Source organism: Siphonobacter sp. BAB-5405, assembly GCF_002872335.1.
Lineage (GTDB): Bacteria > Bacteroidota > Bacteroidia > Cytophagales > Spirosomataceae > Siphonobacter.
Genome location: NZ_NJAG01000042.1, coordinates 104,591 through 119,281 on the forward strand (window position 1 = coordinate 104,591; position 14,691 = coordinate 119,281).

Genomic DNA, 14,691 nt, shown 5'->3' on the forward strand with positions numbered 1-14,691 from the left:
ATGAAGAAATTTTTGGGAATTCTCGGCTGGTTTTTGGGCGGTTTATCCAGCCTTTGGGCTCAGTCGTATACACCTGCCCAACAGACCGAGATTATACAGAATGCCCGTCGGCTGATTACGGATCAGTACCTGACGAATCTCGAAATCCTGACCCATTACGAAGCCAATCAGCCCTTCGATGCCCTGCGACCGCAGCTCAAAGGGCTGATTACGGGTGCATTGCGGGACAAGGAAGTTCTGGTATTCAATGAGTTTCGCGAACCAAAGGGGACCCAAACGTCAGTCGAGGAGTATGTGAAAGATTGCCGGATTTTCTCGGGAGGAAAACCGATCATTCATGCACTCGACTGGTCAAAGGTGCAGTACGACTTTCAGCGGACGACCGCGGGGGAGCCGTATCTAAATGTATACCTGATCAAAACACTTCAGGGGCAGAATGCTCAGAATAAGGCTTTTACTTACGAAAACTTAACGGAGTTTCGGGTGCAGTTTTCCTTTCATGCCACCCTGAACTCTTTCCTGAATTTCAGGATTGTAGGGATCACTAAAGTCGGACAGCGACCCACCACGGCCTTTACCAGTCAAACGCTGGCTAGTTCAGAAAAACCCAAAGACCTCCTGTCGGTGCTCGATACCCTGACAGCACAGGTACAGAAAGACCTGCCTCCAAACGTCAAACGGCTGGTACTGGAGCGATTTACGTACAAAAATTGCGGGATCAACGATGCCTTGTCGGATCAGGTGTTCGCCATGCTTAGTTCCTGCTGGCAACGGCATACTCAAATACCGGTACGATCAGTGGCCGATTCCGACGAAAAATCCTGGATTATTCGGGGTTCGTACGAAGAAGACCTCAATCAGTTACGCCTACGCATGGAAGTGGTGGATGGAGCCAGCCGGAAAGTACTGGCTCAGGCCCGTAGTTCCGAGCTTCCGCTGAGCTGGCTGGTAGAGCAGAAGTTGCCGTTAAAACCCGAAAACTACGAACGGGTTCGAAACGTACAGGATACCTTACGACAGATTACGACGACGACTAAATCGGCTCTGAAGATCGAAATTCGTACCGATCGGGGCCGTACCGGCGTGGAGTACTGGGCGGGACAGCAAATGATTCTGGAAGCTACAGCTAACCGACCCTGTCACCTGCGACTCCTGTATCGCCTGGCGGATGGCACCCAAACGCTCCTCGAATCCGATTTCGTCATTAAACCCGGTCAGGAAAATACCCCCGTTCGCATCTCACCCGAATCGGCCTTTATCTGCTCGCCTCCTTACGGCACGGAATACCTGCTGGCATACGCTTCCGAGGAAGCCTTTTGTCCGTTACCGACGGCTCCCAGTCAGCAGGGTTACGTGCGAAACGAAGGCGGTTACCGGATTTTTGTCGGTTCGCTGGCGGCCTTTCAGACCCTCATGAAGTGCCGGAAGAACAACGATGGAAAAATTGCCGAAGATCATATTCAAATCACTACCCGCGAAGCCAAAAACTTCTAACCTTACCAACCAGTTATGCGATTAACCAAAATAGGAAAAGTTACCCTGATTGTATTGATTCTGGGATTACTATCACTGGTGGGCTGGACCCTCAGTAAACTAACCACAACACCCACACCCGGCCTGACGGTACGGATTGCCAAAAAAGGAACTTCTCAACTGACCCTTAGCACGCGAGGGGGTGACGGTACGCCCATCGTGTTTATCAACGGTCGGTCGGGGCGTTCGCAGCTCGATAGCGTATTTCAGATTCCGGTGGCTCAACGCAACGGCCAGCCCATTACGTTTTATGCCGTACAGGGCAAAGATACGGTGGAAGTACAGGCCGCATTTAAAGCCCTACGAAGCGGGGAAAAGACAGCCGAACGGACGTCCCTGCCCGCCGGAACGAAGGTCAAAGGAAGTGAGTACTGTCTGGACTGCGAGTCCTTTTTTCTGGTTAGCGACGGTCACGGTGGTACGCAGATTCAGACGGATGGCTACAATACCCGTTGCTGCAAATGTGGCTCGAAAGTGGCCTTCAGTGATGGCTACTATTACGAAATCATCTGCGAAGGCGACCGGATTACGGCTAAGATGGGCGAGAAGGTTGAGCAGTAATGCGTGGATTTTCAATACACCTGATCGGAAAGACTGTACAGCTCTATTTGCAGGAATCACGCTTAGGATCATGAACTAATATAAAGTATGCGTAATGGCTGATCCAGCGAAGGCCCTACCAAATTTTTTGGTAGGGCCTTCGCTGGATCAGCCGTTGAATAGGGGCGTGAATGCTAATCGTCAACGCGTTCACGATCCGCCGTACGAATGTATGCTTCCAGCGTTTCCATATCCTGGAAAATAGGGCTGAGCGTATGCACAAAGGCTAGTTGACTGGCTTCGGAATCAGCCACTGCGTAAAAGCCACCCGCTTCCGGATCAAATTCAATATGAGCCAGTAAGTCCGGATTGACCTTCTCTAAAATCTGAATGATATGCCCTTCCCAGCAGTAGCCATTGGGTTCGTACCCGTGTTTAGCAAACAGCATCATGTACTCGGGTAATAACTCGATTTCAGCTTTGATCAGGTAATAGTCGTCAGCTTTGATTTTAAAAGGAGCGTAATTTTCCACGGATCGGTTGTTCAGTTTTATGATTTTAAGTGGAGCAAAGATGTGTAATGAATCAGGGAAAGCCCGCACAAGCTCAGGATCTGGTTGGTTACGGAAAGATTGGAATCCTGAGTCAGCGATACAGACCTGTCGGTGGAAAGACGTAAAGTTAAGGCGTTTTAGTTCGCCACAAACCCATACTTCACAAAGCGGGCCAGGTCGCGGTAGGTTACCCAGCAGAAACCATGATCGGCCCAGTCGTTACCAAAACTGTTGATAACGCGGAAGGCTCCGCCGTGAAGGTCGTCGTCGTAGCCAATAACGCAGAGGGCGTGACCTTTCAAATCCGGATTTTGGGGATTGTCACCCGGAGCCGCCTGCCACACTTTCTTGGTGTAGTAAAACGAAGCCGGAATCACCATCCCAACAACAATTGGCTTGCCTTCGGCGAGGGATTTTTTCAGCGAACGTATCTTGATCGCATCGGGGTCCTGTAACTTGAAAATTCGCTCAAAGCCTTTGATGCGGAACCGGGCGGCCAGCTGATCGGCCCGGGCCGTTTTTTGTCCGCAGGCGGGGTAGGGGAAGCTTCGCATGGGTGTGTTCCCCACTTCCTGCATGATTTGCAGTACTTTCACCAGCGAAACGCCTTCCGTACAGCTATAATCCTGCTGGACCTTTGCCTTTTCGTACAGATAACTCGGCGAAAAGGCGAGCTGATCAATCATAGCCCGTTTGTTCAGTCCGCGAGCTTTAGCCTCCAGAATCGTTTGCAGGTAATAGCCACAGGCAAAGCCTACGCAGGTACTATACGGCCCCTGAGCCTGAATGGAAGGGCAGTAGGCTTCGTAACTGACGCGAGCCGGAAGGGGAGCTTTCGTCAACACCAGCTCGTAGGGTAATTGCTCGTAGGCCTCGTCGTCAAAAACCAGTCCGGTTTTGGGTAAGGGCTGGGCCAGACCTTTTAAAGCCAGACCACCGAAAAAAAGCAGGGCAAACCAGAGGCGTGGATTCACTAGCGGGCAGTTTGATGAGCAAATTGTTCGGCCAGCTGCTGAGCTTCCCGCTGGTAGGGATGGCCGGTCGTCTCGGCAATGGAGTCAACCAATACCCGAGCCTGCTGCGACTGCTGATTTTTCAGATAAGCCAAAGCCAGATACCACTGGGCACTGGCGTTCCAGTGATTCGTGATGTGCTGCGTGAGGGGTTTGAGCTGGGAAATGGCGGCATCTACCTGACCCGATTGCAGCAGGGTTACAGCCTGTTGCAACTGCATGGAATCCTGCTGTACCTGGGTAGTGGGAAGCGGTGCTCCGAGCCGGTCTTCGTTTTCGTCGATGCGTGAGGGAGCGGACTTGGGGGTATGGATGTACTGATCAGCCAACTGGGCTCCCGTATCAACCGGACGCAACCAAAGCCAGCCTAAACCGAGCAGGAGTACCAGCGAAGCCGCTGCTGCCCAACCGTACCAACGCTTGAGGCCTGCTTCCGGACGGGGGGTAAAATCAACCTTTCGGGCTTCAGACTTCGGAGCCTGGGGTAACACGCCCTGAGCTCGTAATTCCTGATGAATCTGTTGGAAACGTTCTTTTTCTTTCAGCCACACAAGGCCCTGTTTCAGTTCACGCTGAATGTGTAACTCCTGTTGCAGCTCGGGGTTTTGCTCGAGCAGACGTTCAAATTCCAGTCGCTCCTGCGTATTCATCTGATTGTTTACGTAAGCTCCAACCTGGCTAATGGATTCTTCGGATAAAGACATGACTTATTCTTTTTTACGGTACGTGAGGTAGAGTTCCCGGAATCGCTGCGTACAGCGGAATCGTTTTACTTTGGCTGAACCTTCCTGAATGCCCAGGCGGGCACCGCATTCGGCCAGTGATTTTTCTTCGACGTAAAAGCACTCAATCAGGGTACGGCAGGCGTCGGAAAGTTCGTCTTTTGCCCTTTGCAGTGCCTGCAAGTCGGCTTCTACGGTTTCATCTCCCCACAGGCTGCTATCGGCCCAGTCGGCCATGGACGAAGCGGTTGATTCAGTGTCATCGTCCAGAAAGGGGTTATCGTCCTCCAGGGACCATTCCTGATAGGAGTCGGTCGGTTTCTGTCTTTTTACAAAATTAATCCAGCGATACCGACAGATCGTAAAGGCATAGGCCGTGACGGGCTTACCCTGAAACTGAAAGTGACCGCCTCTGATTTTCAGCGAACATTCGATCATGGACTCCTGAAAGAGATCATAGGCATCGTCTTCCGAAATGGAGCTTCGCTGTAACGCATACGGAATGAAAATCCGTGAGACTTCCAGGTACAGATCACGCCAGGCTATATCGTCGTTGGCCTGCAGAGCTTCAATACGCTTTTCTTCATTACTTTTTGACGAATCCGGTACGGGGTTAATTGGAGGCATAGGGCTACTACGTATTCATCCTAAAGTGAGTCAGTTTTTGTTCGCTGACAGAAGGTCGTAAAATACAACCGAACCTTTATCCATACATCTGCGGATGAGTCGAAAGGTTATCAGTTACAAAAAAATATTTTCTAAAAGCTGAAATTCTGCGTAGTAATGCAAAAGAGTGAAATCGTTAAAAAGCAAGACTGTCAGCAATCAGGATCTTTAGAACAAAGAAAAATTTATTATAAAAGCTTAATAATAGCGAATGAATTAGGCAGGTAATTAAAAAAATAGAGTTTTTTTTACGGATACGTGTTATCCTTCTGCCCCTGACGGTGATACATGAAAAACGTCAACGCTACTAAACCTTCTGTATGGCTGTATTCATCATTCACCGGGCTGCCAGGGGCGAAGGGTATCAGTTTACGCTTGAATCAAGCCAGGGGGAAGCACTGCTCATGAGCGAAGTCTACGAGGATTTTGAAACCTGCTGGCATGACGTTGAACCCATACGCATTTACGCCCCGCTGGAAAGTCGTTACGAACGGATCAATCGAATCCATGAATATACGTTCTGGCTAAAATCGGCCAATCAAAAACTCATTGCCCGTAGTGCTCGAAAGTACGCATCTGCGGCCAGCCGGGATCAGGCCATCGAACGTGCCAAGTGGGAAGCTCCGCTGGCAAACGTTCGGATCGAAAATTAGAACCAGTCTCAGGTGAAGCAAGTGGTACAAGCCACGTATGTACTTTCCAGAAAAGAAGGGGATGGATGTTCAACATCCATCCCCTTCTCAATGTCGGTATGAACAGACTAGAGTAAAAGCGAGTCAATCCGGTGAGCGTGTACCATTTTTTCCGCTGGCGACCAGACAAATACCGTAAAGCGACCATCCTGCGAGGCCACCAGAGCGACAGCATCGCGTTGATCGTAGACAAACTGGGCCGCCGACAAATGCCGTGTACCGCCCGTTTGCGTGGAATGCACAACCGTACTGGTCTGATCGACGATGGGTTCGGATACAAGAATCTGTTCCACGCGGGCACTCGTATCCGAGCGGCCAATCTTCGCTCCAAAACCCAGTAGTTCGTACTGATCGTTGATGATGGTAGCACCGTCCACTGCCGTAAGTCCGGCCATACTTTCGATGGACAAATCCAGGGATTTCTGCCAGCTGTACTGGGTTGTTTCGTACAGGTTATGTTGCATTAAATCCGCCAGTTGCGAATGCGGCGGAACAATGGGATAGGTCATGGGCTGTATGATGGATTCCCGCCAGGCTTCTGAACTTGAGGGGACTACCAGTAACGAACCACCCCGTCCGTGGGCCCGCATCGAAACGGCCAGCTGCACGAGTACATTTTTACTCTGCGAAGTCTGAAAACCCGGCATACAGGTCAGGGACGCCAGGTAGTCGGGAAGATCGGTAAGACTGTTATCTACAATTTTCACCTGATCGCCTTTCAGAATGGCTACGTTCACAAACTTTCCGTATCCGGCCAGGCGGCGGTGTTTTACCACCAGCAGACCTGGTTCAATCACTTCCAGTACAAAACAGTTTCCCGGAATCTCCCGGGTAGTTCCCCAGACAAACAGCTCATCGTTTTCGTAGCCAATGCCCAGGTGAATACCGGGTCGTTCGACGGCCGGGGCCAGTTTGGTTAGTACCGCTGGCGTCAACGGCAAACGATGCTCGAATACCAGCGGCTGATCCGCCTGATCAATCGAAATATAGGCCAGTGAAATTTTCGGTGAATACCCTTCTTCGTGCCGTAAGCTGGCCCAGAACGCCGCGTCGATCATCGCTTCAATGACGCGAGCCGGCGGGTTGGGAGCCAGTGGCTGACACTTGGCTTTACAGGTGGAAGTGAGTTGCTGGGCAAAATGCGTTTCTATCGTTGCCGCCACTAGTCGGGCTGCCTGGTAAGTTGGTTCCAGGATCATACGGTTCGCGGAAAAACGTTCGGAATAGGGAATAGAGCGTTGCACGATAGTTATCAATAAGGGTCAAAGTAGGGAGTTAGGCCTATAACCGGAAAGTTTTCCGTATCGTTCGTGATTCGGGACGCAGCTCCCGTTCTGTTGGTCATAGATGCCATTTCAAAACTACGAAAGCGGATCGTTTTTACCTTATTTTGAGGAAATTAGAGGGAACTAATGCGAAATAGAAGTTTTAAGCGTGGGAATGCATTCAATGTTAAAAATTTAGGGTAAATTGGCCTGATACTCGCCCTGCGTCTTACCTTTTTATGAAAGCTTTCTGGAGTGTACTCCTGCTTTTGCTGACAGGTACCGTTGCCCTGTCGCAAGAGATTCCAATCCGTTTTTCCCACCTGACCACCGATCAGGGACTGTCGGAAAGCAACGTGCAATGTATCGTACAGGATAGTCAGGGTTTTGTGTGGCTGGGTACGTACGATGGCCTGAACAAATACGACGGGCAGCACATGACTACCTACCGGAATGAACCGCAGGATCCGCATAGTTTGAGTGGTAACAATGTCCGGTGCGTCTATGAAGATCATCGGCATCAATTGTGGATAGGTACGCCGGATGGCCTGAATCGTTACGACCGTCAGCATAACACCTTTGTTCGGTACACCCACCGACCGGGGGATGCGACTTCGCTGAGCAGTAATGAAATCATGTGCATCTACGAAGATCGTCAACACACGCTTTGGGTGGGTACCTACGGCGGTGGCCTGAATCGTTTTGATGCGGAGACGCAAACGTTTAAAAACTACCGTCATGATGCTTTCAAGTCGCATACGCTCACGCACGATAAGGTAACGTGTCTGTTGGAAGACAGCCGGGGCAGCTTCTGGGTGGGTACCCAGAAAGGCCTCAACCTGTTCGACCGGAAAAAACAGCAATTTTATTCTACTCCGGCAGAAATGGGTTTCGACCAGCCCCTGAGTCATGAGTATGTCCGGTGCATGTCCGAAGACGCAAAAGGAAATCTGTACGTGGGTACCTACGGCGGGGGGCTGAACGTCATCAATCCGAGTCTGAAACAGTTGCGGGTCTACCGGTATCAGGTGGGCAATCCCCGCAGCATTGCGTCCGACATGCTCATGAGTATCATCGTTGATACGCCCAGTAAGATATGGATAGGGACGGAAAACGGCGGTTTGAATCTGTTCAATCCGCAAACGGAAACATTCAGCAGGTATCAGTTCGACTATACCAATCCCCTGAGTATTTCCAACAATACGGTTACCAGTTTACTGAAGGATCGCACCGATAACATCTGGGCGGGCGTGCAACGGGCCGGTGTGAACCTGTTTAATCTGAACGCCAGCCTCTTCGATTTTTATTACCAGACATCTTCACGCAATAGTCTGAGTCACAATGAAGTAAAAGCTTTTTGTGAAGACCATGAAGGAATTATTTGGCTGGGACTCGATGGGGAGGGGGGCCTGAATCGTTTCGATCCGAAAACCCGAACCTTTACGCATTACCGGCATAGTGATCAGGATGCAACCAGTCTGAGTGGCAATTCAGTACTCAGCATTTTGGAAGACCGCCAGGGCAACCTATGGGTCGGAACCTGGAACGGACTTAACCTGCTGGACCGCTCCACGGGCCAGTTCAAGCGGTACCTGTACGATGCTAACAATCCCAATTCCCTGAGTTCGGATCACATCTGGAAACTTTTTGAAGACCACGAGGGAACCTTGTGGGTAGGTACTTTTTTCGGTGGACTCAACCGCATGGACCCCAAAACCCGCCAGTTTTCCCGCTTGTCAACCGACGCGTATCAGCACAAATTTTATGGCGAAAACATTACCGACATTACTGAGGATCAATCAGGAAATCTCTGGATTGGAACAACGCAGGACGGGCTGAGTCGCTATCATCTTTCAACCCGGAAGCTTTCGCGTTTCGTTCAATACCAGCGTAGTGAAAACAGTCAGAATAATCACTATATCAAGGCTTTGTACGTGGATCGGAAAAACCGCGTCTGGCTGGGACAGAAAAAACTAAGTCAGTACGATCCTAAATCCCAGACCTTTATCACGGTTCCGCTACCGGCTCTGGAAGGGATTCAGTCCATTGAAGAAGATACGCAGGGGAATTTGTGGTTGGGTACCTTGCAGGGACTGGTGAAGTTTAATCCCGAAGAACGCACTACCCAGCAGTTTACCAAAGCCGATGGCTTGCTGAGTAATAATTTTGTACAGAATGCCCACGTTCGTACCCGCAATGGTACGCTGTATTTCGGTAGTAATAAAGGCTTTGTAACCTTCAATCCCAGCCATATCATCGTCAACCGGTTTGTACCGCAGGTGTATATTACGGGCTTTTCTTTATTTAACAGACCCGTTGACGTAGGAGACAAGGATTCGCCTCTGACGACGGCGATTACGGAGGCGAAAGAAATCCGATTATCTCCTGAGCAATCCACCTTTTCCTTTGATTTCGTAGCGATTAACTATACCTCTTCGCATAAAAACCAGTATGCCTATCAGTTGAAAGGGTACGACTCAGACTGGAACTATGTGGGTAATAACCATACGGCTACGTATACCAATCTGGATCCGGGAACGTATACTTTTCACGTAAAAGCTGCGAATAACCACGGCCTCTGGAATCAGAAAGGAGCGAGTATTGAGGTGATTGTCATGCCCGCGTATTACCAGACCTGGTGGTTTCGGGTGCTGGTCGTTTTGCTGTTGATCGTAGTCTTATACGGTATCTACCTGTGGCGAACCCAACGCATGCAGGCCCAGCGGAAGAAACTGGAAGGCCAGGTGCTCGAACAAACCCAGGCCCTGCGGCAGGTTAATGCGGAAGTGATGGTGCAGAAAGAAGAACTCCAGAGTCTGGCTACTGATTTGCAGGTAGTCAACGAAGAACTACGCGAGCAGAAGGAACAGGAAGCCGAGGCCCGTCAGCAGGCAGAAAAAGCCAACCAGGCGAAAAGTATATTTCTGGCTACCATGAGTCACGAAATCCGTACCCCACTCAATGGAGTACTGGGCATGACGACGTTGTTGCAGGAGACTCCACTGACCACTGAACAGCAGGAATACGCCGAAACCATTCGGCAGTGTGGTCATAATCTGCTGGGCGTCATTAACGATATTCTGGACTTTTCGAAGATTGAATCCGGCAGTCTGGAAATTGAACACCAGGAGGTAGACCTACGCCAGTGTATCGAAGAAACGCTGGACATTTTCGCCAACAAAGCCTCTGCTATCGGTCTGGATTTGATTTATCAGATGGATTATGATGTACCGCCTTTCATCAAAAGCGATAGCCTGCGGCTGCGTCAGGTATTGACCAATCTGGTGAGCAATGCCATCAAGTTTACGCCGGCCGGAGAAATTTTTGTCCGCGTCATGCGTCTGCCTGCCTCTGAACCGGATACGCTGTTGCTTCAGTTTAATGTAGTGGATACGGGGATTGGCATTCCGGCCGACAAAATGTCACGGCTGTTCAAATCCTTTTCGCAGGTTGACTCCTCCACCACGCGTAAGTACGGGGGGACGGGTCGTCGGGCTCGCCATCAGTAAACGGTTGGTAGAGCTCATGGGCGGGGAGATCAGCGTAAGCAGTACCCAGGGTCAGGGCACAACGTTTACCTTTAGCATTCGTACGGAAGTTAGCACCACTTCCCGCCGCCAGTACGTAGTGCTGAATACGAACGATTACGAAGACAAGAAAATACTGATCGTAGATGATAATCAAACGAATCTCCTCATTCTAAAATCTCAACTGGAACAATGGCGGCTCATTCCTGTACTGGCCAGCTCGGCGGCCAAAGGTCTGGAGGCCTTGCGGCAGGAAGGCCCGTTTGAGCTGGTAATTACGGATATGCACATGCCCGATTGCAATGGGGTGGAGCTGGCCCGGGTCATCAAACCACTACATCCGGGCCTGCCCATTATTTTGTTGAGTTCAGTAGGCGACGAAACCCGCCATACGTATGCCGATCTGTTCGAAACGATCCTGACCAAGCCCGTCAAGCAAAATCAGTTGTACCAGGCCATTCAGCAACAACTCAAGCGATTGACCCCGCCGCCGGCCCCGTCGGAAGCTACGCCGCACTTGCTCGACCAGCTATTTGCCGCCGAATACCCCCTGCGTATTCTGGTCGCTGAGGATAACCTCTTCAACCAGAAAGTAGTGCTGCGTACGCTCAATAAGCTTGGCTACGAAATTACTCTGGCGGGTAACGGCCGGGAAGTGTTGGACATTCTGGAAAAATCGAGTTTTGACGTCATCCTGATGGATGTACAGATGCCGGAAATGGACGGGCTGGAGGCTACCCGAGTGATCCGCTCCAGACCCTGGCTCCAGCCCATCATCATTGCCATGACGGCCAATGCTTTGCCCGGTGACCGGGATACCTGCTTACAGGCGGGCATGAACGATTACCTATCGAAACCACTGCAAGTCAATGAGTTAAAAACCTGCCTGATTCGGGCATCTTCGCTGAAAACGCCCCTGGTCTAATCAGCATGGATACGTCAACGACGGATTGTCAACGAATTCAGAAAGCCTATCGCAACTACTCATAACCTAACGGAGCCGTAGACTTGACCCAATTGTTAAGGTTGGATTTCAACCCAACCTTAACAATTGCGGGGGTAACGCGACAACAGAGCGTTAGCCTCACCTCTAAAAAGCAACAAGCCGAAAGGGATCCACCTTCGGCTTGTCAAACAATATTCTAAAAAGCTTTACTTACCAGCTAACCATTTCCAGCTTACCTGAGCCGTGATTCAGCACGTAGTATTTATTCGTGCCTCTGTTTTCAATGTCGGTTGGCATCGAAAAGCCCGTTGCAACGGCTTTACCTTCTTCATTGAGCAGGTTCCCGGAATTGGGTACAAAACCGGGGGTAGGAGCAAACGCAAATCTTGCCAGTTGAACAACCACGGGTTTATTGGCTCCCGAAAGCGTAATATCGGTTAGGGTAGTAAACCCGGTTTTATAGTCGCTTACGTTGCCCGCCAGATCGATCTGGAAGATTTTCGATGTACCGTCAATGAAAGGGCCACCACTCAACGCAGTTACCAGGAATTTTTGTCCATCAAATACGATGCCCGTGGGTACGGCTTCGGCCGTGGCCGTAACTTTCGGAATTTTGGCAAACAGACTGAGTTTACCCGTACCTTTTTCGCGTTTCAATACAATGTTTGTACCCGCGTCGGTGATGTACAGATCTCCGTTGGGTCCGGCCGTCAGGTTGTATACATTGGAGTTTAACGGCGTCACCAGCTTCAGACTATCCACAAAGGGCCGCACAAACTGGCGGGTAATGGAAGAAGCCGCCAAAGGCTGATTGGGATTCAATGAAGAAGCCTTTACGCTGTAAATCATCCCTTCGATGCCGTGGAGAATGTACAGGGAATCGCCGTGGAAGTACAGGTGACCAATACCTTCGATGGTACCTTCAGCAGCTATCGATTGCATCCCCGTAACTACGGGCATGGTTTGACCATTCATAACCATGGAAACCCGGGCATCCTGATTACCCGTACCGGCTTCCGTTACGAAAATCTGATCCTGAGCGTTGAAGGCCAGGCCAATGGGACTTTTCAGATTTTCAGCGACGGTTTGGCGACTAACTTCGCCGGGATTGGGTACTTCGTGATCGGTACAGCTAAACAGCCCTACCAAAAGAGCAGACGAAAGGAGGGAAAGGCTACGCTTCATGAAGAAGAGATTTGAAAGTGAGCAGATGGGCCTTTGGCAGAAGGCAGGTTGAAAAGACTTCCGAAGATAGGTTGGTGAACGGAAGATTTGGCAAGATAAGTAACTGAACTAATGAATATTAGCAGTGAACTGCGAAATTTTGATAGTGAACGGAAAAGTCCGTTGAAAAGCGTATGCACTTCCCAACGGACTTGAGTATATGAATACGTTTAATTGGAACTGAGTAAGCTGAGCAAATCCTGCCGGGTAAGTGACTTCAGCAGCGACTGGTCCGTACGAATTAGGTCACTGGCCAGTTCCTGTTTGGATTCCTGCAGTTGCTGCATTTTTTCTTCGATGGTATGCGGACAAATCAGCCGAACAGCTACTACTTTTTTCGTTTGCCCGAGGCGGTAGCTCCGGTCAATGGCCTGATTTTCCACGGCCGGATTCCACCAGGGATCGACCAGATAGACGTAATCGGCTTCGGTCAGATTGAGTCCCGTACCACCAGCCTTCAAGCTGATGAGAAAGACCCGCACACTGGCATCGGTCTGAAAACGCTGTACGCGGGCCGCCCGGTTTTTCGTTTGTCCGGTAAGGTATTCGAAAGCAATGCCGCGAAACTCCAGTTCACTTTTGATCAGATCGAGCATCCCCACAAACTGCGAAAACACCAGAATTTTGTGCTGAGGAGCACGGGTTTCGATTTCTTCCAGCAACACGTCAATTTTCGCCGAAGCCCCACTGTAAAAAGTCTCGTCGTTGAGCAGGGCGGGGGAGTTGCACAACTGCCGAAGCTTGGTGAGTCCCTGTAAAATGTGCAGCGACTCCCGCGGAATATCCCCTTCTTTTCTGGTCGTCAGGAAGTTGCGAAACTCCTGTTCGTAGGCGTGGTAAACCCGTCGTTGCTCCGTACCCATTTCGCAAAACAGTACCATTTCGGTTTTGTCGGGTAGCTCGGACGCCACCTGAGCTTTGGTACGTCGCAAAATAAACGGACTTACTTTTTTCTGAAGTTCCTGAGCCCGCTGCCGATCCTGAAACCGGTCGATGGGCGTGGAATAATACGTCTTGAAGGATTGTTTGGAACCCAGCAATCCCGGACACGCGAATGAAAGCTGCCCGTATAAATCAAAAGTATTGTTTTCCAGCGGCGTACCCGTCAGCACGATCCGATTCCGGGATTGTAGCAGACATACGGCCTGATACCGCTGCGATTCCGGGTTTTTGATGGCTTGTGATTCGTCCAGAAATACGTAATTGAAGGCGTAGCTTTTTAATTGATGAATATCCGAAATCAGGGTTCCGTACGAAGTGAGGATGATTTCATACGCATCGAACGTCTTCGGATCATTTACCCGGCCCGAGCCGTGCAGGGTAAGCACCCGAATGGAAGGAGCGAATTTGGCTACTTCAGCCTGCCAGTTAAATAGCAGTGAGGTGGGTACGACGATGAGATTCGTATTTCGCTGAACTTTCGCACGTTGGGACAGAATAAAAGCAATGATCTGGATGGTTTTTCCCAGCCCCATATCGTCGGCCAGACAGCCGCCAAAGCCAAATTCATCCAGAAAATTGAGCCAGTATAAGCCCTGTTTCTGGTAGTTACGCAGGTGGGTTTGCAAGCCTTCGGGCACGGGTACTGCTTCAATGGCATCAAAATTAGCCACCTTGGTTGCGTACCGGGCCCACTGTTGCCGTACCGATTCGCTCAGTAGTTCTTCTTCGTACAATTCCCGGATGCTGGGCAATTGAATCGCGGGTGTACGCAGGCGGTCTTCGATCAGATCTGCTGCCTGAAAATAGCGGTCAAACTTTTCCAGCCATTCGGTGGGCAAAATACCTACCGTGCCATCGCCCAGGGTCACGTAGCGGCTTTTGTTTTTAACCGATTTGTGCAGGTGTTTCAACGAAACTTTTTGGGCTCCAAAAGAGACCTGAATTGAGGTTTCAAACCAGTTGAGACCACTACTGACGTGTACCGAAATTTTGGCTTTATTGCCATTCAGACGATTATTACCGAGCTCATTAAAACCCAGAATGGTGATACCCCGACTCTGCCAGGC

At 50.3% G+C, this 14,691-nt stretch carries 10 protein-coding genes and 1 pseudogene; 4 read left to right on the forward strand and 7 right to left on the reverse strand.

The genetic code is table 11. The annotated features are described in order from the left end of the window. Together BWI97_RS21865 and BWI97_RS21870 are read left to right on the forward strand one after the other, a co-directional pair. Positions 1–1,494, forward strand: coding sequence for a DUF4384 domain-containing protein (locus tag BWI97_RS21865; protein ID WP_094812217.1), 1,494 nt, complete (start codon positions 1–3; stop codon positions 1,492–1,494). A gap of 15 nt (positions 1,495–1,509) precedes the next feature. After that, entirely contained in the window at positions 1,510–2,094 is a 585-nt protein-coding gene (locus tag BWI97_RS21870) for a hypothetical protein (RefSeq protein ID WP_102202803.1), read from the forward strand. A 173-nt stretch (positions 2,095–2,267) separates the two neighbouring features. On the opposite strand, the gene BWI97_RS21875 is transcribed toward BWI97_RS21870, so the two are convergent. The 4 genes from BWI97_RS21875 to BWI97_RS21890 all read right to left on the reverse strand — a co-directional run bounded on the left by BWI97_RS21875 (position 2,268) and on the right by BWI97_RS21890 (position 4,989). Continuing rightward, positions 2,268–2,675 (reverse strand): Imm51 family immunity protein, encoded by a 408-nt coding sequence (locus BWI97_RS21875; protein WP_094812220.1) that lies wholly within the window; start codon positions 2,673–2,675, stop codon positions 2,268–2,270. A gap of 89 nt (positions 2,676–2,764) precedes the next feature. After that, a complete protein-coding gene (locus BWI97_RS21880) occupies positions 2,765–3,601 on the reverse strand; it encodes a C1 family peptidase (protein WP_102202804.1) in 837 nt (278 codons plus the stop codon). Continuing rightward, positions 3,601–4,344 (reverse strand): tetratricopeptide repeat protein, encoded by a 744-nt coding sequence (locus tag BWI97_RS21885; RefSeq protein ID WP_094812224.1) that lies wholly within the window; start codon positions 4,342–4,344, stop codon positions 3,601–3,603. The genes BWI97_RS21880 and BWI97_RS21885 overlap by 1 nt, the downstream gene beginning before the upstream one ends. 3 nt (positions 4,345–4,347) lie before the next feature. Beyond that, complete coding sequence (locus BWI97_RS21890) at positions 4,348–4,989, reverse strand: RNA polymerase sigma factor (protein WP_102202805.1); 642 nt, start codon at positions 4,987–4,989, stop codon at positions 4,348–4,350. Positions 4,990–5,348: 359 nt separating this feature from the next. Between BWI97_RS21890 and BWI97_RS21895 the strand changes: the two genes are divergently transcribed. Then, positions 5,349–5,681: a DUF1508 domain-containing protein gene (locus BWI97_RS21895; RefSeq protein WP_094812228.1), complete on the forward strand. Its 333-nt coding sequence runs from the start codon at positions 5,349–5,351 to the stop codon at positions 5,679–5,681. A gap of 107 nt (positions 5,682–5,788) precedes the next feature. On the opposite strand, the gene BWI97_RS21900 is transcribed toward BWI97_RS21895, so the two are convergent. Further along, a complete protein-coding gene (locus tag BWI97_RS21900) occupies positions 5,789–6,919 on the reverse strand; it encodes a putative sensor domain DACNV-containing protein (protein ID WP_102202806.1) in 1,131 nt (376 codons plus the stop codon). Between the two features lie 399 nt (positions 6,920–7,318). On the opposite strand from BWI97_RS21900, the pseudogene BWI97_RS21905 reads away from it, so the two are divergent. After that, positions 7,319–11,437: pseudogene (locus tag BWI97_RS21905) on the forward strand (response regulator). Positions 11,438–11,668: 231 nt separating this feature from the next. Here BWI97_RS21905 and BWI97_RS21915 read toward each other — a convergent pair. Both BWI97_RS21915 and BWI97_RS21920 read right to left on the reverse strand, forming a co-directional pair. Then, positions 11,669–12,643, reverse strand: a complete 975-nt coding sequence (locus BWI97_RS21915) for a ScyD/ScyE family protein (protein WP_102202809.1) — start codon at positions 12,641–12,643, stop codon at positions 11,669–11,671. A gap of 209 nt (positions 12,644–12,852) precedes the next feature. Then, on the reverse strand, positions 12,853–14,691 hold a 1,839-nt coding region (locus BWI97_RS21920; protein ID WP_146010999.1), incomplete at its 5' end, for a DEAD/DEAH box helicase.

Bases quoted from the DNA above. Each gene is read 5' to 3' on its own strand.
- BWI97_RS21915 (WP_102202809.1), bottom strand. From the start codon at position 12,643: ATGAAGCGTAGCCTTTCCCTCCTTTCGTCTGCTCTTTTGGTAGGGCTG.
- BWI97_RS21900 (WP_102202806.1), bottom strand. From the start codon at position 6,919: ATGATCCTGGAACCAACTTACCAGGCAGCCCGACTAGTGGCGGCAACG.
- BWI97_RS21885 (WP_094812224.1), bottom strand. From the start codon at position 4,344: ATGTCTTTATCCGAAGAATCCATTAGCCAGGTTGGAGCTTACGTAAAC.
- BWI97_RS21870 (WP_102202803.1), top strand. From the start codon at position 1,510: ATGCGATTAACCAAAATAGGAAAAGTTACCCTGATTGTATTGATTCTG.
- BWI97_RS21865 (WP_094812217.1), top strand. From the start codon at position 1: ATGAAGAAATTTTTGGGAATTCTCGGCTGGTTTTTGGGCGGTTTATCC.
- BWI97_RS21890 (WP_102202805.1), bottom strand. From the start codon at position 4,989: ATGCCTCCAATTAACCCCGTACCGGATTCGTCAAAAAGTAATGAAGAA.
- BWI97_RS21895 (WP_094812228.1), top strand. From the start codon at position 5,349: ATGGCTGTATTCATCATTCACCGGGCTGCCAGGGGCGAAGGGTATCAG.